Origin of the sequence: Bacillus sp. FSL K6-2861, assembly GCF_038630725.1 — a bacterium.
GTDB classification, from domain to species: Bacteria; Bacillota; Bacilli; order Bacillales; family Bacillaceae; genus Bacillus; species Bacillus velezensis.
Map to the genome: position 1 here is coordinate 990,620 of NZ_CP152037.1, position 17,357 is coordinate 1,007,976.

Annotated in this window: 17 protein-coding genes; 8 read left to right on the top strand and 9 right to left on the bottom strand. The window is 47.6% G+C overall.

What is annotated here, in order from left to right; translation table 11 throughout:
- Positions 1-34: 34 nt before the first annotated feature.
- Positions 35-619 carry a TetR/AcrR family transcriptional regulator gene (locus NYE62_RS04920; protein ID WP_012117186.1) on the bottom strand — a complete coding sequence of 195 codons (585 nt, stop codon included), beginning with the start codon at positions 617-619 and terminating at the stop codon, positions 35-37.
- Positions 620-727: 108 nt separating this feature from the next.
- Between NYE62_RS04920 and NYE62_RS04925 the strand changes: the two genes are divergently transcribed.
- Positions 728-1,279 (top strand): hypothetical protein, encoded by a 552-nt coding sequence (locus NYE62_RS04925; RefSeq protein WP_032871085.1) that lies wholly within the window; start codon positions 728-730, stop codon positions 1,277-1,279.
- Positions 1,280-1,317: 38 nt separating this feature from the next.
- On the opposite strand, the gene NYE62_RS04930 is transcribed toward NYE62_RS04925, so the two are convergent.
- A complete protein-coding gene (locus NYE62_RS04930; RefSeq protein ID WP_003155289.1) occupies positions 1,318-1,818 on the bottom strand; it encodes a universal stress protein in 501 nt (166 codons plus the stop codon).
- A 421-nt stretch (positions 1,819-2,239) separates the two neighbouring features.
- On the opposite strand from NYE62_RS04930, the gene NYE62_RS04935 reads away from it, so the two are divergent.
- Together NYE62_RS04935 and NYE62_RS04940 are read left to right on the top strand one after the other, a co-directional pair.
- Positions 2,240-3,997 carry an ABC transporter transmembrane domain-containing protein gene (locus NYE62_RS04935; RefSeq protein WP_040238349.1) on the top strand — a complete coding sequence of 586 codons (1,758 nt, stop codon included), beginning with the start codon at positions 2,240-2,242 and terminating at the stop codon, positions 3,995-3,997.
- Positions 3,994-6,015, top strand: coding sequence for an ABC transporter ATP-binding protein (locus tag NYE62_RS04940; RefSeq protein WP_039252158.1), 2,022 nt, complete (start codon positions 3,994-3,996; stop codon positions 6,013-6,015). Before NYE62_RS04935 ends, NYE62_RS04940 begins: the two co-directional genes overlap by 4 nt.
- Before the next feature lie 39 nt (positions 6,016-6,054).
- Here the strand turns inward: NYE62_RS04940 and NYE62_RS04945 are convergent, their stop codons facing one another.
- The 6 genes from NYE62_RS04945 to NYE62_RS04970 all read right to left on the bottom strand — a co-directional run bounded on the left by NYE62_RS04945 (position 6,055) and on the right by NYE62_RS04970 (position 10,099).
- The gene (locus tag NYE62_RS04945) at positions 6,055-6,675 is read right to left on the bottom strand and encodes an NAD(P)H-binding protein (protein ID WP_039252156.1); all 621 of its coding nucleotides are present in this window, start codon (positions 6,673-6,675) and stop codon (positions 6,055-6,057) included.
- 28 nt (positions 6,676-6,703) lie between these two features.
- On the bottom strand, positions 6,704-6,829 hold the full coding sequence (locus tag NYE62_RS04950; RefSeq protein ID WP_007610363.1) for a hypothetical protein: 126 nt from the start codon (positions 6,827-6,829) through the stop codon (positions 6,704-6,706).
- Between the two features lie 101 nt (positions 6,830-6,930).
- On the bottom strand, positions 6,931-7,137 hold the full coding sequence (locus NYE62_RS04955) for an alpha/beta-type small acid-soluble spore protein (protein ID WP_007409244.1): 207 nt from the start codon (positions 7,135-7,137) through the stop codon (positions 6,931-6,933).
- Between the two features lie 224 nt (positions 7,138-7,361).
- On the bottom strand, positions 7,362-7,577 hold the full coding sequence (locus NYE62_RS04960; protein ID WP_012117190.1) for a YheE family protein: 216 nt from the start codon (positions 7,575-7,577) through the stop codon (positions 7,362-7,364).
- An 82-nt stretch (positions 7,578-7,659) separates the two neighbouring features.
- Positions 7,660-9,018 carry a YheC/YheD family protein gene (locus NYE62_RS04965; protein ID WP_007409242.1) on the bottom strand — a complete coding sequence of 453 codons (1,359 nt, stop codon included), beginning with the start codon at positions 9,016-9,018 and terminating at the stop codon, positions 7,660-7,662.
- On the bottom strand, positions 9,008-10,099 hold the full coding sequence (locus NYE62_RS04970; protein WP_012117192.1) for a YheC/YheD family protein: 1,092 nt from the start codon (positions 10,097-10,099) through the stop codon (positions 9,008-9,010). The genes NYE62_RS04965 and NYE62_RS04970 overlap by 11 nt, the downstream gene beginning before the upstream one ends.
- 237 nt (positions 10,100-10,336) lie before the next feature.
- Between NYE62_RS04970 and NYE62_RS04975 the strand changes: the two genes are divergently transcribed.
- Both NYE62_RS04975 and NYE62_RS04980 read left to right on the top strand, forming a co-directional pair.
- Entirely contained in the window at positions 10,337-11,470 is a 1,134-nt protein-coding gene (locus NYE62_RS04975; RefSeq protein ID WP_015417139.1) for a DUF445 family protein, read from the top strand.
- Positions 11,471-11,555: 85 nt separating this feature from the next.
- Entirely contained in the window at positions 11,556-11,906 is a 351-nt protein-coding gene (locus tag NYE62_RS04980) for a YlbF family regulator (protein WP_014720937.1), read from the top strand.
- A 38-nt stretch (positions 11,907-11,944) separates the two neighbouring features.
- Here the strand turns inward: NYE62_RS04980 and NYE62_RS04985 are convergent, their stop codons facing one another.
- Positions 11,945-13,084: a DNA alkylation repair protein gene (locus NYE62_RS04985; protein ID WP_199022449.1), complete on the bottom strand. Its 1,140-nt coding sequence runs from the start codon at positions 13,082-13,084 to the stop codon at positions 11,945-11,947.
- Between the two features lie 383 nt (positions 13,085-13,467).
- Between NYE62_RS04985 and NYE62_RS04990 the strand changes: the two genes are divergently transcribed.
- The 3 genes from NYE62_RS04990 to NYE62_RS05000 all read left to right on the top strand — a co-directional run bounded on the left by NYE62_RS04990 (position 13,468) and on the right by NYE62_RS05000 (position 17,341).
- Entirely contained in the window at positions 13,468-14,334 is an 867-nt protein-coding gene (locus NYE62_RS04990) for a Cof-type HAD-IIB family hydrolase (RefSeq protein ID WP_012117197.1), read from the top strand.
- A 112-nt stretch (positions 14,335-14,446) separates the two neighbouring features.
- Positions 14,447-15,949: a coproporphyrinogen III oxidase gene (locus NYE62_RS04995; RefSeq protein ID WP_007409236.1), complete on the top strand. Its 1,503-nt coding sequence runs from the start codon at positions 14,447-14,449 to the stop codon at positions 15,947-15,949.
- A 102-nt stretch (positions 15,950-16,051) separates the two neighbouring features.
- Positions 16,052-17,341 (top strand): SidA/IucD/PvdA family monooxygenase, encoded by a 1,290-nt coding sequence (locus NYE62_RS05000; RefSeq protein WP_256683751.1) that lies wholly within the window; start codon positions 16,052-16,054, stop codon positions 17,339-17,341.
- Positions 17,342-17,357 lie beyond the last annotated feature (16 nt).

A 17,357-nucleotide genomic window follows, 5' to 3' on the forward strand; every position in this document is an offset into this window, starting at 1 on the left:
AAAGGCCGGAACACATCCGGCCTTTTTACTTCAGTCAGATAAAAAGAGATTCGATATGCTGAACGAGCACACGGGAGATCTTCTCTTTTGAAAGACGCTCAGGTTCAAGCATGGCATGCAGCGCCAATCCGTCGGCGATGGCGTACATTTTCTCCGCTTCGATCTCTTTATCAAGATTCGGTTTCAGAAGCTTATTTTCATCCAGCCAGTCAATCAGACCGCGGATATATGCTAAGATCCCGTCCTGCTGGGGTTGAAACTCTTCTCCCTTATGTCTGGCATAAGCTGTGAAAGCGAACCATACCTCCATTTCAGCCATCGTTTCTTCATCTGTCGGGATGATTTCAAGCATCAGACGCACCGCTTTTTCTTTCGGCGGCAGATCTTTCATGGCAACTTCGTTAATTCTGGCGGCCGCTTTTTCTTTTACGAGTGTCATCGCATACCCTAAAAGCTCATCCTGGGTGGTGAAATAGTGCCTCAGCGCGCCTAAAGAAAGACCCGCTTCCTGGGCGATGTTTCTCACTGTCGCTCCTTCCATTCCCCGCTCCAAAATCGTCCGCCAAGTGGCTTCGGCTATTTGTTTTCTTCTTTTTTCATGATCGATTATTTTAGGCATGGTTCCAGTGTAACAGGAAATATTTTTTCTTGCAATTTTGTAATACAGTTGTATTAAATAAAAAGCAGTGATACAATGCATTTTAGAAAACGATAAGGGGGAACCGGATTGAACGCGATTGCTTGGTTGATTGTCATTTGTGAGGCTGCTTTTTGGGCGGCTGTCATCTTCGGATTGGCGGCGCGCTATATATTCAGGCGGCAAAAGCTCGGAATGTTTTTTTTCGCTCTCATTCCTTTATTGGATGCCGTACTGTTTCTGGCGGCCGCAGCTGATTTATACAGAGGGGCGGCGGCGACTATGGCGCATGCGGTGGCGGCCATTTATATCGGAGTGTCTGTCGCCTTCGGGAAAAGCATGATTCAATGGGCGGATGAGCGGTTCCGCTATTATGTGGTCAAGGAAGGGGCAAGACCGGTCAAGCGGTACGGGCTGGATTATGCCAAACATTATGCAAAAGGGTGGGGGAGACATGTATTAGCGTTTGCCATCGGCGGCGTTCTTTTAGCCGGAACGGTATTTCTCATTCAGGACGCTTCCCGCACCGAAGCGCTCAGCAAGCTGTTAAAGGGCTGGTCTGTCGTATTGTGCATCGATTTTTTGATCATGGCGAGTTTTTTTGTGATGCCGAAAAAAAGAAGAAACAGCCGGGAGCTGTAAAAAAAGCAGCTTTTGATTAAGCTGCTTTACAGAAAGAATTATTTTACGATCAGCACGGGAATATCGGATTTCGATGACAGTTTTTCACTGACGCTTCCGAATAAAAGTTTTTTCAGCCTGTTCTGGTCCCGGCTCCCCATGACGATCAAATCCGCCGATATACGGTCGGCATGCTCGATAATGGCATCAGCGGGATCACCTTCTAAAATGTCGATATCCCCGTCAATCTGGCTGTCGTTCATCAGCATTCTCGCTTCCGCAACGATTTCTTCCGTACGGTCTTCATAAATCATCGGATCAGGGGAGATTCTTTCCGCCTGGAGCGGATCAGGAACGCTTGCAATCCCGCCGCCGATATACGTTGCCCCGGCTCCCGGCCTCGGGGGATCAACAATCGTCTGGGTATCTTTTGCATTGTGGGAATGTACGACCGTTAAATCCGCGTGAAACGTTTTTGAAAGGTCTATGGCTTTTTGGAGCGCTTTTTTACTATCATCACTTCCGTCAAAAGCTGCTATCAACCGGTCCGCGTGAAACATCGGCCTCATCCTTTCAGTAAAAAAGGTTTGTTTTACAATACCCGAATGGCAGAAATGTAAAACCTGCATTGACAAAAAAAGGATTTGTTTATATGATGAAGGAACAATATAGGGAAAAAGGAGGTATGGATCATGTCAAAACTAAAGCTTGTCAACTCATGTTCAGCTGAATACCGGCGTGACTCCCATACAGCTTCCGTTTTCTGAACATTTGCTTAAAAACGAGGCAGTCGCGCATAAACGGCGGGTCTGTACCTTATTTATAATAATAAGAGGCATGGAGCTGAGGCTTCATGTCTTTTTTTATACAAAAAAATGAAAGAAAGACAGGTGTGATGCATGTGGCGGTATTAGCGAAAACAATGAAAAACAATCCGGAAAAGCTTGAGGGCGGCTGATTGATGAAAGGGGATGACGGTATTTGTTTACTGTATTAAAAAAGCTCGCGTGGTTTTTTAAAGCCTATTGGCTGCGCTATACGACAGCGATTGTTCTGTTATTGATTGTGAATGTCATTGAAATGTTTCCGCCTAAACTTCTCGGTAACGCGATAGACGATATGAAGGCGGGCGTGTTTACAAAAAGCGGGATGCTGTTTTACATATGTGTTTTTCTCGCATTAACGGCAGCCGTCTATTTACTGTCTTATTTTTGGATGTATCAGCTTTTCGGCGGGGCGAATGTCATGGAGAAGATTCTCCGTTCAAAGCTGATGGGAAGGCTTCTTCAAATGTCACCGCCGTTTTACGAGAAATACAGAACGGGCGATTTAATGGCGCGGGGGACAAATGACTTGCAGGCCGTCAGTATGACGACGGGCTTCGGGGTCTTAACGCTCGTTGATTCAACGATGTATATGCTGACGATATTTTTGACAATGGGGCTTCTCATCAGCTGGAAGCTGACATTTGCCGCGATTATTCCGCTGCCGATAATGGCGGCTGCGGTCAGCCTGTACGGAAAAAAGATCCATGAGCGGTTTACGGAAGCGCAGGATGCTTTCGGATCATTAAATGACAAGGTGCTGGAGTCGGTATCCGGCGTCCGGGTCATCCGGGCATTCGTGCAGGAAAAAAATGATGTCAGCCGGTTCGGTGATATGACGGCGGATGTATATGAGAAAAATATGAAAGTGGCGTTTATCGATTCACTTTTTGAACCGACTGTGAAACTTCTCGTCGGCCTCAGCTATCTTATCGGTCTCGGCTACGGCGCTTATCTCGTTTTTCAAAACCGGCTGACGCTGGGAGAGCTGGTATCGTTTAACGTGTACCTCGGAATGATGATCTGGCCGATGTTTGCGATCGGAGAATTAATCAATATCATGCAGCGCGGAAATGCCTCCTTGGATCGTGTCAATGAGACGCTTTCCTATGAGCCTGACGTGATAGGACCCAAGCACTCCGCCGGCATCAAGGAGCCCGGGCGTCTTGTTTTTGAACAAGTGACTTTCACGTATCCGAGCGGAGCGGGACCGGCGGTTTCTGATGTATCTTTTTCCGTAGAAAAAGGGCAGACACTCGGCATCGTCGGGAAGACGGGTAGCGGAAAGACGACGATCATTAAGCAGCTGTTGCGTGAATATCCGCCCGGTGCGGGAGCAATCACGTTTACAGGCGTTCCGATTCAGGAGATTCCGCTCGAGGAGCTCCGCGGGTGGATCGGCTATGTGCCGCAGGATCATATTTTATTTTCAAAGACTGTAAAAGAGAATCTGCTTTACGGCCGGCAGGATGCAAACGAAGAGGAAATCGGCAGTGCGCTGAAAGATGCGCATTTTGAAAACGATATCGGCATGCTTTCCGACGGACTGGAGACGCTTGTCGGCGAGAAGGGCGTAGCGCTCTCTGGCGGACAAAAGCAGCGCATCTCAATTGCGAGAGCGCTTTTGACCGATCCTGACATTCTCATATTAGATGATTCGCTTTCTGCCGTAGACGCGAAAACGGAAGCCGCCATCATTGACAGCATCCGTAAAAAACGGCGGCATAAAACAACGATTATCACCACCCACCGGCTCTCGGCAGTTGAACACGCAGATCTCATTCTCGTCATGGATGAAGGCCGGGTGTCTGAAAAAGGCACGCACCGGGAGCTATTGGCGCAGGACGGCTGGTATCGAAAACAATATGAGAGGCAGCAGCTGTCCTCTCTTGAAGAAGGGGGGACGGGCGCATGAAGACCGGGAGAAGATTATGGAATTACGCGCTTCAATATAAGAAGCTGCTGATATGGGCGGTCGTCCTGCTCATTATTGCGGTCGGCACTGAGCTGACCGGCCCGTTTATCGGAAAAAAAATGATTGACGACCACATTCTCGGCATTGAAAAAACATGGGTTAAAGCCTCTAGGGACGATCCGGGCGCCGTCAGGTTCCGGGGGCATGATTATGTCAGGGAGGACCGGCTCAAACCGGGGGCGGACAAAACCGGAGAGGCGCACATTTATCAAGTCGGTGCGGGCTACTATTTTGTTGACCGTCCCGTCAGTTTTGACGGAAACCGTTCGGTGTCTGACGGCCGGCTGACAATATCAAACGGTAAAGAAAGCAGGTCATATCCCGCCATTACGTTATCAAGACAGGAGATTTTTCAATTTTACCGTCCCGAAATAAAAGGATTGCTGACGCTGACCGCCATTTACGCGGGACTGCTCATGTTTTCCGTATGTTTTCATTACGGTCAGCATTATCTGCTGCAGATGGGAGCGAACCGGATCATACAGCGCATGAGGCAGGATGTATTTTCACACATTCAGAAAATGCCGATCCGCTACTTTGATAATCTGCCTGCCGGAAAAGTCGTGGCCCGCATTACGAATGACACAGAAGCGGTCAGGGATTTATATGTAACGGTGCTGTCGACATTTATCACAAGCGGCGTTTATATGCTCGGCATTTTTACGGCGCTGTTTATGCTTGACGTCAGGCTGGCCGCCGTTTGCCTGCTGATTATTCCGATTTTAATGATCTGGTCGGTTGTGTACCGCAAATACGCATCCGTCTTCAACCAAAAAATCCGTTCCATTAACAGTAACATCAATGCGAAAATGAACGAGTCCATTCAAGGAATGCCGATTATTCAGGCGTTCCGCCGCGAAAAGGAAACGATGAAGGAATTTGAAGAATTGAATGAAGCTCATTTTCGCTATAAGAACAAAATGCTGTCCTTAAATTCCCTCATGTCCCACAGTCTTGTCAATGTGTTGCGCAATCTGGCGTTTGTCGGGCTGATCTGGTATTTCGGAGGCGCGAGTCTGAGTGCGGCCGGAATTGTTTCGATCGGTGTTTTATATGCATTTGTTGATTATTTAAACCGTTTGTTCCAGCCGGTTACGGGGATTGTCAACCAATTTTCGAAGCTTGAATTGGCCCGTGTCTCTGCCGCCAGGGTATTCGAGCTTTTACAGGAGGAGGAAACGGAAGAAGAAGGCGCTCTCGCAGACAGAAAGGCGGAAGGGACAGTGGAATTCCGCGATGTTTCTTTTGGGTATCGAAAGGGAGAAGAGGTGCTGAAACAGATCAGCTTTACAGCTGAAAAAGGGGAGACGGTCGCCCTCGTCGGCCATACGGGGTCCGGCAAAAGCTCTATCCTGAATCTTCTGTTCCGTTTTTATGATGCCCAAAAAGGAGATATCCTGCTGGACGATAAAAGCATATACGGCATGTCGAGGCAGGAGCTGAGGTCGCATATGGGCATTGTGCTGCAAGACCCGTATCTTTTCTCGGGCACGATCGGCTCCAATGTGACACTCGATGATCAGCGTATTTCTTTGGAGCAGGCGGAAGAAGCGCTTCGCCAAGTCGGCGCCGCAAGTCTTCTGCAATCTTTGCCGAAGGGCATCAGAGAGCCCGTCACCGAAAAAGGCGGCACACTGTCCTCAGGCCAGCGTCAGCTGATTTCTTTTGCAAGAGCGCTTGTGTTCGATCCGGCCATTTTAATTTTGGATGAGGCGACGGCGCACATTGACACCGAAACAGAAGCAGTCATTCAAAAAGCGCTGCAAGTCGTTCAAGAAGGGCGCACGACATTTATTATCGCCCATCGGCTTTCCACGATCAGACACGCAGACCAGATTCTCGTGCTGGAAAAGGGCCGCATTATTGAAAAGGGAAGCCATGACGAATTAATGGCGCAAAAGGGGCAGTACCACCAAATGTATGAATTGCAGAAAGGAACGGCGAAGTCCGCGGTGTAATCGGAAAGGGTGAATCTAAAGATTCGCCCTTTTTTTCATTCAGTAAGCCAGTCCCACCCGTTTTCTGACAAACTGCGGGCTGATCAGCTCACGGTACAGAAAGTGCGCCGTGTCTCCAACGGTGATTTCAGCGCCGTCTTCAGGAAGGCGATCCTGTTCGAACCGGTAAACTCCGGCAGCGTCTCCGTCAGGAAGGTAGGTGGGACAGATGATCGTCCAGTCAAGATCCTCTGCCAGCAGCATTTCGTATACGCGGGCGTGTTCCTTTGCGGCTCTTGTTGATTTTCGTTTTGATTCTGCCGATTCAAAACGGTATTGATCAGGCATAAGCCGTGATTGAAGGATACCCGCGGTGCCGATCGTAATCAGACGATGAACATGATGCCGTTTCATGCTGTCTATTATATGGGTCATAGCGGCTGAAAGGGTATCGTCACCGTCCGTGCCGAGACAGCTCACGACTGTGTCCGCTGTGGAAATCAATCGGCTTACATCTTCCCGCCGCTTCGCATTCCCTGTTATGATTTGTTTTTCAGGAATGGGAAGGACTGTTCCGGCTGATCTGACAAGAGCGAATATCTCCATGTGTCCATGTTTCTGCGCTTCTTTTATAAAAGCCTGTCCGACTCTTCCCGTTGCTCCGAGTAAAGCGATGTTCATGTAAAAAACCTCCTCGCCGCTCATTATATCATTCAAAGCAGCGGGGAAAAGAATACCTGTGAATAAACGGGAAATGGTGGGCAACATATTCATTGACCAAAGAGACACTTACGAACTGAAACAGCTCCCAATTGACTGAGGCAATGAATGACATGTTTTCCCTCCTTTTTTCCTAGGGTATGTGGAATAGGAAAAAAGGGTGACGGCATAAAAGAAGACGCGGTATCCCGCGCCTTCTGTAAGCCATTTATTGAGTTATTGTACGCCTTGGCCGCCCATGTTCTGCTGTGCGAAAGATACTAAACGTTTCGTGATTTCTCCTCCGACAGAACCGTTTGCGCGAGAAGTTGTTTCTCCGCCAAGGTTTACGCCGAACTCAGAAGCAATTTCATATTTCATTTGGTCGATTGCTTGAGCAGCGCCGGGTACTACTAGGTTGTTTGAAGAGTTGTTGTTTGCCATTTGTATGATCTCCTTTATAAAGTAGTATGGTTGGGTTTGCTGGAATTGCACCAGCCGATGATTTTCGGAACGAAAACCATTGCCAGCTCGGCTTCACCCAATGCTGTTTGCCGCTTTGTACTACGTATTATGGTGAATCAAACGGCATCTCATTCGGAAAACGGTGTGGTAAATAGCGGAAGGAAAAAGAAAAGCCCAGCCTGGTGCGGCTGAGCTTTTAGCTTTCAGTCATATATGTGATAAAGCATTAATTCATGCAGCTCTTTTACGAGAGCCGGCTCTTCTTTTCCCGGATGTGTGTGTCCCCATTCAATGTCTCCGGACTTATGGTAAATCCCTTCGTAATGCGTACCCTGCCAGTAAAATGAAATCCGCCATCCGGGCAGTTTCTCTTTTTTGAATAACGGTTTCCAGCTGAAGTGCGAAATCATGACGTTCACGCTCCTTATGGGAAATGTTGATCTTGTTCATTGTAGCTCATCGTTCAATGCCTGTCCCGGGTAAACCTAAAAAAAGACAGCCTCACCGCCAAAGTTTTTCCGGGGCGGTGATGGACCGTTCTGATAAATACGACGCGTATTCAAAATTTCTCCGTTTTGTCAGGTAATCGACCGATCTCAGCTTCGGATGGGAAAAAATGCTGCGCCCGGGGCGGGAATTGGCTTCAAACATCCAAACTTTCCCTGAATGATCGACGCCGAGGTCAAAACCGATTTCGCCGATAAAACCTTCAATGTGCTCATTTAACACGCGGCTGACCGCCAAGGCGGCTTTTGAAAGTTTCCGCATCATGCCGACTCTCTCTCGCGGATCGCCGTATAATTCAGCTAACGTCCTGACTTCTCCGCCGGTTGCCAGATGCGTCGTGATGCTGTTTTCACCGGAAATTTTTGCCGCAATGGCCGTCACTGTCCATTTCCCCTCGGCGTTTTTATTCGTGTGCACCCTGAAATCGACGGGGCGCCCATCCAGCCGGATCAGATCAATGCCTTGCTGAATTAAAAATGCGGACGGGTCATTGTTTTCTTTAAATGATGTCATGAAGGATGCCGCATCTGAATACTCTGCCGTCACCACCGTTTTTTCCTCATTCGTGTGTTTGACAGATAAGCCGGCATCTGTTTTTTCCACCTTATAAATCCCCGTGCCGAGTGCGCCGTCTGCAGGTTTGATATAGACGGTGCCAAACGTGCTGCATAACGTTTCTAACGCTTCCGCATTCGGGTGCAGGACAGATTTTGGCAGAAGTGAAGCGGTGAGACTGTTTTTTTCCAGAAGCTTATGAATGTCCCATTTATTAAAGAATTGCGGATTAAACCACGGAATCTGATAGTCATTCATCAGCCTTTGTTTTGTCTGCTGTAAAAGCGGAACTTCTTCCGTTTTTCGGCTCGGGAGCCTGTCATATACGACATTCGGAAGCGGGACGGCCGTCCGTTTCCAGCTGTTTTCTTTATAAATCAGCGCTTGGACGGTGCCTTCTTCCCAGTTGATCTGATGAGCCCCGAAAACGAAACAATATCCGTTCGCCTGTTCATGAAGAGAGAGCATCTTGGAAAAGAAGGCTGTACGGTCTCTTAACGGGCGGGACGGCGATGATGTGAACCCGGCTGTGAAAACGCCGATCAGCGGTCCGATGTGCACCGTCTGGCCGTGTATGAGAAAGTCAGCCCGGCTTTTATGCGGTATCAACAGCTCCTCAAACAAATCTTCAGAAAGGAGCGCGCTTTTTTCAAGTGATTGAGAAAAGGCTACACGGCATTTGACAACCTTGGTCCCGAAGGCAGCGGATAAAAGCCCTTCCCGTTTCATGGAGGAGGGGAGAAACAGCGTATTTTTGCTTTTTTTATCGATGCCGACAATCATCCCTTTATGATTCACGCGGTAATACTCCTTTCCGGCTTTCCTGTGACTGAAGTTCGCGGAAGCGTCTCAGCGGACTCGTATACAAATCCTCTTTCGCCTCCGGAGCCACGCTTAAAATAGCTTTCCGTCCCGGCTTTGAGTTGACATCCAAAAGCCAGATGCGTCCGTCTTTGGCATAACAAATATCGAGCCCCAGCTCAAACAGCGGCCCGAACCGTTCATCAAGGAAATAAGGGACGGATTGGGTGATCGAAAAGACATCATCCAATAAAACGGCCTGCTGCTTTCTCGGAATTTCCTCAAACCATGTGTCAAACTTAATCGGTTCAGATCCTCCTGGCAAATGAGATAAAAGACCGTTCTGATAACCCCTTCTGACCGCTTTTCCGACCGTTTCCCAAACGCCTGACTCAGTTTTGCGCATGAAAATGCGGATGTCGCACGGGTGCCGCTCTTTATCCTGGATATTTAAGTAGGATTGAAGCAAATAGCGGTGCTGCAGCACTTTTTTGCACCAAGACTTAAAAGACACGTGATTGGAAAATGATTTTGTTTGTTTGTTTTTTCCGATATAGTAAGTGGCCGTAATTGATTTTTTGCCTGTTTCAAGCAGGATGATGCCTCTGCCTCCCGCGCCGAAAGCGGGCTTAAGTATACATGCTTTTTCCTTGGCTAAGTATGATTGCACCTGTTCATAGCGGCTGACTTCGGCCGTTTCAGGAATATAGGGACTGATCAGATGATGCTTTTGGAGCGCATCCGTGACCGTCCATTTATCAGGAAGCCCCCGGCCGATAAATTCCGTTTTCCGATATTTTTTCAGCCATTCGACGATCGGTTTGGCTTTTTGCGCTTCAGCGGATTTTCCGTAAAAACAGCGGTCGTAAATATATTCGGGAATATCGATTTCCGTTTCGTTCCACTTTCCGCTTTGCGGGTGATAGACGAGCGCTTTCACGCGCAAAGAATCCGGAAATATATCAAACGGTGTAAAGCGGGCTAAGCGCACATTATATTGAGGCGCTCTTTCAGCCAATTCCCCGGCGTAATCTTCTTCGTGCCGGCGGGATACAGACATAAAACCGAGTGTTGTCATATTATTACTCCCCCTTTATTCAAAAAGCCGCTGATGGAACGGCCCTTCCATCCAATAAATATGCTAAGCGCATCATAAAAGATGATCTACTGTAAAGAGTACGAAACAGCATCTTGCCTTATTCCTCACAAACAACAATTCAGGTTCTTCATTTGCCCGCATGCCCGCCAGCCTCTATAATACGAATAGATATATCATCAAGAAAATAGAACATAAGATGGAGGCAGAAGAAAAGGAATGGGCATAGCAGGAACGTTTCTATTTATGATTGTAATCGGAGCCGCGATCGGCGCGGTGACGAATCATCTTGCCATTCAGATGTTATTTCGTCCATACCGGCCGTATTACCTGTTCGGAAAACGGGTTCCGTTTACGCCGGGGCTGATCCCGAAAAGGCGGGATGAATTGGCAAAACAAATGGGGCTCATGGTGACGAACCACCTTTTAACCCCGGAAGGAATAAAAAAGCGGCTTTTATCAGATACCGTTAAAAACCAGGCGCTTCTTTTCGCCGAACAATTCACGCAAAAAATGGCCGCTTCCGAGATGACGGTGCACGAAGCTTTGGCCGCCGCGGGCATCCGGAATCCGCAGGAAAAGACGGATGCCTGGATTGACCGTTTTACCGATGAAAAGCTTTCGGACCTGTACCGGAAATATGAGCACCGCGCCATAAAAGACTGGCTTCCTGATGAGCTTCAGGAAAAGCTGGATGAAAAAGTCCCGATGGCCGCAGATTATATTCTAAAGCGGAGCATTGATTATTTTGAGAGCGAAGAAGGGAAAGACAGGCTCGGAAATATGATTGACGACTTTTTGAATTCCCGGGGGATGCTCGGCAGCATGGTGCAGATGTTCCTCGGCAATTCAAGCTTGGCAGACCGTGTGCTGCCTGAGCTGTTAAAGTTTTTGCGCAATGAGGAAACGAAAAAGCTTCTGGCTGATCTGCTTTCTCAAGAATGGGGCAAGCTCAAATCTTATACACTTTATGAGGCCGATGAAAAGTGGAATGCGAAAGATCTGCTGTTCAGCATGAAAAAGCGGGCTTTGGCCGCACTTCAAACCGCGCCCTTTTTCGAATGCCGGCTCGGTGACATCATCTCCCGTTATGAAGGGGAGATTACGGGAACGTACGCGCCGAAGCTGCTTGATGCGGCGCTCGGCAGTATTGCCGCTCATTTGGAGGATGTGCTGAAACGGCTGCGTCTTGAGGAAGTGGTCAAAGAGCAGGTTGATCAGTTTCCCGTTGAACGGCTGGAGGAAATGGTGCTGTCGATTTCCAAGAGAGAATTTAAGATGATAACGTATTTAGGCGGTCTGCTCGGCGGGATAATCGGAGCAATTCAGGCTTTGTTTGTCATTCTTTTCTAAGGAAAACATACGCCGATGATGAAAGTCGCTCCGCAGTCTGTTATAGTGGAGTGGTATGTCCGAAAGGAAGAAAGGAGCGGTTACTATGGCAGTTCATTTTTATGATGCAGCATATGATCTTGAAAAAGCTTTGCGAAACAGTGATGAATACAGCCGTCTGAGAGGGCTTTATGATCAAGTAAACGCAGATGAATCCGCAAAACGCATGTTTGATAACTTCCGCAATGTACAGCTGCAGCTGCAGCAGAAACAGATGTCAGGTGAAGAAATCACTCAGGAAGAGGTAGAGCAGGCACAAAAAACGGTTGCTCTCGTACAGCAGCATGAATTGATTTCTCAGCTGATGGAAGCGGAACAGCGCATGAGCATGCTGATCGGCGAGTTAAACAAAATCATTATGAAACCTCTTGAAGAGCTTTACGGCAGCCCGGAATAAGCTCCACACCCCTCCATCTATGAAATGGAGGGGTTTTTTTATTCAACAGAAAAATCAAGCGAACCTTTTACCGTTCCGTTAATGATGACAGACAGAGTGTGAATTCCCCGATAATGCTTGCGGGTGGTTAAATCTTTAAGGGAATGATGTTTGCTGAAGGTTTTTACGTCTCCGTTATCCATGGCGGACTCCGACATCTTAAACACCTTGCGGCTGCGGTGCCCCCTTTTCTTTACAAAATCAATCGCGTATTCAACCCTGACTTTTTGCCGGGCGGATGAGCGGATCTGAAAAGAAAAATGTATGCTTGTTCCGATGGCGGCCGTTTCCGAATTCAATGTAAAACGTTCCAATGAAATCCGGGAGGCGTCTTCAAACCCGAAAACCGCGAGCGCCTGTTTGTCTCCTCTTTTTAACAGTGTCCTGCAGGCGTGCTTCAAAATCCAGTCCGTGTGCGGACAGCTGCCGAACCGCTCGGCTGCGATCTGTGCCAGAAGATCCGGATGTGTTTTGGAGATGTCATTCAGGTTATTCGCCACGCTTTTTCTGACATATAACGAGTCATCCTGCATCAAGCGGTCCAGAACAGGGAGAATCGGAGAAGGATCTTCAAGAAGAGCCGGAATGGAGATTCCCCATGGCAGGCGCGGTCTTGAGCCTTCGCTGGCAAGCCTTCTGACATGTTCGTCCGGATGCTCCGTCCAGGAAAGGAACTCTTTGAACATCCGCTCCCGGTCAAGCCTGATATACGGGCGGACCGCAAATTCGGAAGTGGAAAAACGAGTGAAATACTGAAGCGCCTTCATTGATTCGTCCCAGTGATCCGTTCCGTACTGTTGGACATAATCGGGAAAAATAATCCCGGCGAGCCCTGAGAAGCGGGGAGCTGTCTCATATAAGACGTCAAGCGCCCGTATGTAATCCTTCGGCAGTGTTTCATATAAAGAGTCTGTGATCCGGCGCATCCGCTGTTTTAACGTCAGTCCGGGCCAATCTTCCTGAAACATCAGCGCCCGGCACTTGCCCCGCTCAAAAGCCGGATACGCCGATTTGATTCTGTTCAGAAGTGCTTCTGCAAATTCTTCGTTATAAATATCTTTTAATAGAGACATGACAGTCACCGCTTTTTTTCTTTTATTATATGAGAATGTATGTTCCCTTGCAACTTTATCATACATTCAGCATAGATATTTCCTCTGATTTTTTTAGTTAAAAAAACCCTTGTTTTTTAACAATATAATTGAGATAATAACTCTGAAAGCGCCTACACTTACAGATGATCTAAGGATACGGTCGCCTATACTGCCTGGTATGTTAAGGGGTAGCAACAGAGAGTAAGTGAAACGAGCGCATCAACGGTCAAATAAGGGGTTCCTGATATATTTCGTAAATAGAAATACACATTGGGGAGAAGGCAGCAAATCGATCGTATCCCAACAAAACGACAGTTCAAAGTCTGCTTGAGGCAGGCTTTTTTGCTGCGGAGAAAAGGTTGTTCTAAACAAAGAGACAGGGTCATATCCTAATGACAAGTACAGTCATCAAGGAGGGGGACTTCTCTGTGTCAAAACAAATGCTGGCGTTAAATATAGACGGAGCGCTTCTTCGCTCCAACGGCAAACTTCATCAGACGACAAAGGATGCCATCGAATACGTCAAGAAAAAAGGAATTTACGTCACACTGGTCACAAACCGCCATTTTCGCTCCGCTCAAAAAGTGGCGAAAATATTAAAGCTGAATGCAAAATTGATTACCCACAGCGGCGCATACATTTCTGAAAAAATAGATGAGCCGTTTTTTGAAAAGAAAATATCAGAAGATCACACGTTTAATATCGTTCAGGTGCTGGAAAGCTATCCATGTAATATCCGGCTTCTTCACGAAAAATATTCGATCGGAAACAAGAAGAAAGTGAACTCCAATCTGGTCGGGAAAACGATGATTCATCCGTCTGACCCGATTTTTTATCCGGTGCAGTTTGTCGAATCATTAAGTGACCTGCTCCTGGATGAGCCGGTTTCAGCGCCCGTCATTGAAGTGCATGCCGAAGATGGCCTGCAGGCTGATATAACGGATACGATAATGAAAGCATTCCCGGCCGTCGATGTGATCCGCGTCAACGGAGAAAAACTGAACATCGTGCCTAAAGGGGTTTCAAAAGAAAGCGGACTTTCGATGGTCGCCGCTGAACTCGGGCTTTCAATGGAAGAGGTTGTAGCTATCGGCCATCAGGAAGATGATCTGCCGATGATCGAGCTGGCCGGTCTCGGCGTCGCGATGGGAAATGCCTCAAATGAATTAAAAAGAAAAGCGGACTGGGTGACAAGGTCAAATGATGAACAGGGAGTCGCCTATATGATTAAGGAATATTTCCGCATGCAGCACCGCAAAGGCTTTCTCGATAAGTTCCATATGAAACGGCCGTAATCAAGAGCCGCAGACGCGAAACGCCGGTCTGCGGCTTTTTCGCGGATTGATTTTAGCCTGTTCTTTCTGTACACTAAAGAAAGTTTTGAATCTGAAAAATAAGGTGATCACATTGCAAATAAAAATAGACGGCATCACGGATGACAGGCTGCATCGTCCGCTGCAAAACATCGCGAATTTATTTTTTGAAGAGTGTGTTCTTGCATACGGCGAAACGGAGGAACCCTCTGATCTCGTCATCTCACTTGCCATTTCTCAAGATGCAGACAGCGTGTCGGTATCCGGAGAAATCAAAGGAACCGGCGAAAAGGAACATCATACGAAACCGCTTCTTGCCGGATGGAGCGAAAAAGAAGTATTTAAACAGGTGAAAAATACGCTGTCATATGTCTACTTAAATCTTCTTCAATCGCATACGGGCATGACACAAAAATGGGGAATCTTAACCGGCATCAGGCCTACTAAACTTCTTCATAAAAAGCTGCAAAGCGGCCTCACAAAAGAAGAGGCGCATGCCGATCTGAAAAAAGATTATCTGATCCATGATGAAAAAATCAATCTGATGCAGGAGATTGTCGACCGCCAGCTCGCTGCGGTTCCCGATCTGTACCGGGTCAAAGATGAAGTCAGCATTTATATCGGCATTCCGTTCTGCCCGACGAAGTGCGCCTACTGCACGTTTCCGGCTTATGCCATTCAAGGACAGGCGGGAAGAGTCGGCTCCTTTTTATGGGGGCTTCACTATGAAATGCAGAAAATCGGAGAATGGCTGAAGCGGCATGATATCAAAGTGACGACCATTTATTTCGGCGGCGGCACGCCGACAAGCATTACCGCTGAGGAAATGGATCTTTTATATGAAGAAATGGTCCGCTCTTTTCCGGATGTCGCGAATATCAGGGAGATTACCGTTGAAGCGGGCCGTCCCGACACGATTACGGAGGAGAAGCTTGCCGTTTTAAATAAGTATAAGATTGACAGAATCAGCATCAACCCGCAATCTTATGAAAACGAAACGCTTAAGGCCATCGGCAGACACCATACAGTTGAAGAAACCATCGAAAAATACCATCTTTCCCGCAAACACGGCATGAATAATATCAACATGGACCTGATCATCGGCCTGCCGGGAGAAGGGACGGCTGAGTTCAGGCACAGTCTTGAGGAAACGGAAAAGCTGATGCCTGAATCTTTGACCGTTCATACGCTTTCTTTTAAACGGGCGTCAGAAATGACGAGAAACAAGCATAAGTATAAAGTTGCCGACAGACAGGAAGTGTCCCGCATGATGGATGACGCCGTCCGCTGGACAAAAGAGCACGGCTATACGCCGTACTACTTGTACCGGCAGAAAAACATTCTCGGAAACCTTGAAAATGTCGGCTACTCCTTCCCTGGTCAGGAAAGCATCTACAACATTATGATTATGGAAGAAGTGCAGACGATTATCGGTATCGGCTGCGGCGCGGCAAGCAAATTCATTCATCCGGAAACCGGAAAAATCACGCACTTCGCCAATCCGAAAGATCCGAAATCATATAATGACCGATTCGAGCATTATACAGAAGAGAAAATCAAATACTTAGATGAGATGTTCGTCAAATCCGCATTATAATATCAAAAACGGCACGGAATCAGCGTGCCGTTTTTTTTATGTTTAACCGTCTGTAAAAACGGGAAAAGACCATCAGACTGTTATTCGTAAGAGGTGCATAATATGTATGATGTCATTGGAGCGGGAATCGGGCCGTTTAATTTAGGGCTTGCCGCATTGTTAGAGGATATACCCGGAACAGATGCTCTTTTTTTCGATAAAAAGAAAGAATTTGCGTGGCATCCCGGTCTATTAATTAAAGGGACGGATTTACAGGTGGCGTTTCTGGCGGACCTGGTCACGCTCGCCGATCCGAAAAGCCGCTACACGTTTTTAAACTTTCTCCATGAACATGACCGGCTGTACCGGTTTTATACGTTTAATGAATTTGATATTCCGAGACGGGAATTTAACGACTATTTGAGCTGGGCGGCTTCAGAAATCAAATCATGCCGTTTCGGCTCAGAGGTAATCGATGTGAAAAATGCCGGCGGACATTATGACGTCAGCGTCAAGAACATTGAGGACGGAAGCATCAGTGTCTATCAAACGAAGCATTTCGTCATGGGGACGGGGTCTGAACCGCTTATTCCCGCAGAGATTGCTGACGAAGCGCGTCAGGACACGATGGTCAGCACGGAATATTTGTTTCGGAAAGACGAGCTCGCCGGCGCCGAATCAATTACAGTGGTCGGCTCCGGACAGAGCGCCGCGGAGATCTTTTCTGACTTATTGCACGATGAACAATACCGCCGCAGCCGGCTGCAATGGGTGACACGCTCCGCCGGATTCCGAGAATTGGAAACCGCCAAGCTCGGGCAGGAAATGTTTACACCTGATTATGTGGAATATTTTAACCGCCTGCCTTTTAAAGAACGGCTGAGCACGCTCCCTGAGCTGGACGGACTGCGCCACGGCATTGATTCTGACACACTTGCCGCCATTTACGATGCCCTGTATCACAGATCGATCAGCGGAGGTTCGCCTGACGTGTATATTCAGCCGATGGCGGAGCTTGAAAAAATTGAAAAGCAAAACGGGCGCTGTGTACTGAGCTTTCATCAATGGCAGATGGATGAAACCTTTACGGCCGATTCAGAAAAAGTGATATTGGCGACCGGTTTTAAACCTCATATTCCGGAATGGTTTACGGCAATTGCCCCCGATATCGAATGGGAGGATGAGAAACGGTTTAAAGTGACGGCAGATTCCCGTCTTGTCTTTAAGGACGACAGGCGGCATCATTTTTTCACATTAACGAATCTTGATCATGCTCACGGAACGGGCGCTACGAATTTGAAGCTGTCTGTTTACAGAAACCAAAAAATCATCAATACCATTCTGGGAAAAGAGCATTTCTCCATTAATAAAAAAACGGCTTTTCAGCAATTTCTTCCCGCTCAAAAAAACTGACCCCTTATGAAGAGGT

Excerpts from the sequence above, each read along its gene's own strand:
- NYE62_RS04920 (WP_012117186.1), bottom strand. The coding sequence starts at position 619 with ATGCCTAAAATAATCGATCATGAAAAAAGAAGAAAACAAATAGCCGAA.
- NYE62_RS04930 (WP_003155289.1), bottom strand. The coding sequence starts at position 1,818 with ATGTTTCACGCGGACCGGTTGATAGCAGCTTTTGACGGAAGTGATGAT.
- NYE62_RS04940 (WP_039252158.1), top strand. The coding sequence starts at position 3,994 with ATGAAGACCGGGAGAAGATTATGGAATTACGCGCTTCAATATAAGAAG.
- NYE62_RS04945 (WP_039252156.1), bottom strand. The coding sequence starts at position 6,675 with ATGAACATCGCTTTACTCGGAGCAACGGGAAGAGTCGGACAGGCTTTT.
- NYE62_RS04950 (WP_007610363.1), bottom strand. The coding sequence starts at position 6,829 with ATGTCATTCATTGCCTCAGTCAATTGGGAGCTGTTTCAGTTCGTAAGT.
- NYE62_RS04955 (WP_007409244.1), bottom strand. The coding sequence starts at position 7,137 with ATGGCAAACAACAACTCTTCAAACAACCTAGTAGTACCCGGCGCTGCT.
- NYE62_RS04970 (WP_012117192.1), bottom strand. The coding sequence starts at position 10,099 with ATGACAACACTCGGTTTTATGTCTGTATCCCGCCGGCACGAAGAAGAT.
- NYE62_RS04975 (WP_015417139.1), top strand. The coding sequence starts at position 10,337 with ATGGGCATAGCAGGAACGTTTCTATTTATGATTGTAATCGGAGCCGCG.
- NYE62_RS04980 (WP_014720937.1), top strand. The coding sequence starts at position 11,556 with ATGGCAGTTCATTTTTATGATGCAGCATATGATCTTGAAAAAGCTTTG.
- NYE62_RS04985 (WP_199022449.1), bottom strand. The coding sequence starts at position 13,084 with ATGTATGATAAAGTTGCAAGGGAACATACATTCTCATATAATAAAAGA.
- NYE62_RS05000 (WP_256683751.1), top strand. The coding sequence starts at position 16,052 with ATGTATGATGTCATTGGAGCGGGAATCGGGCCGTTTAATTTAGGGCTT.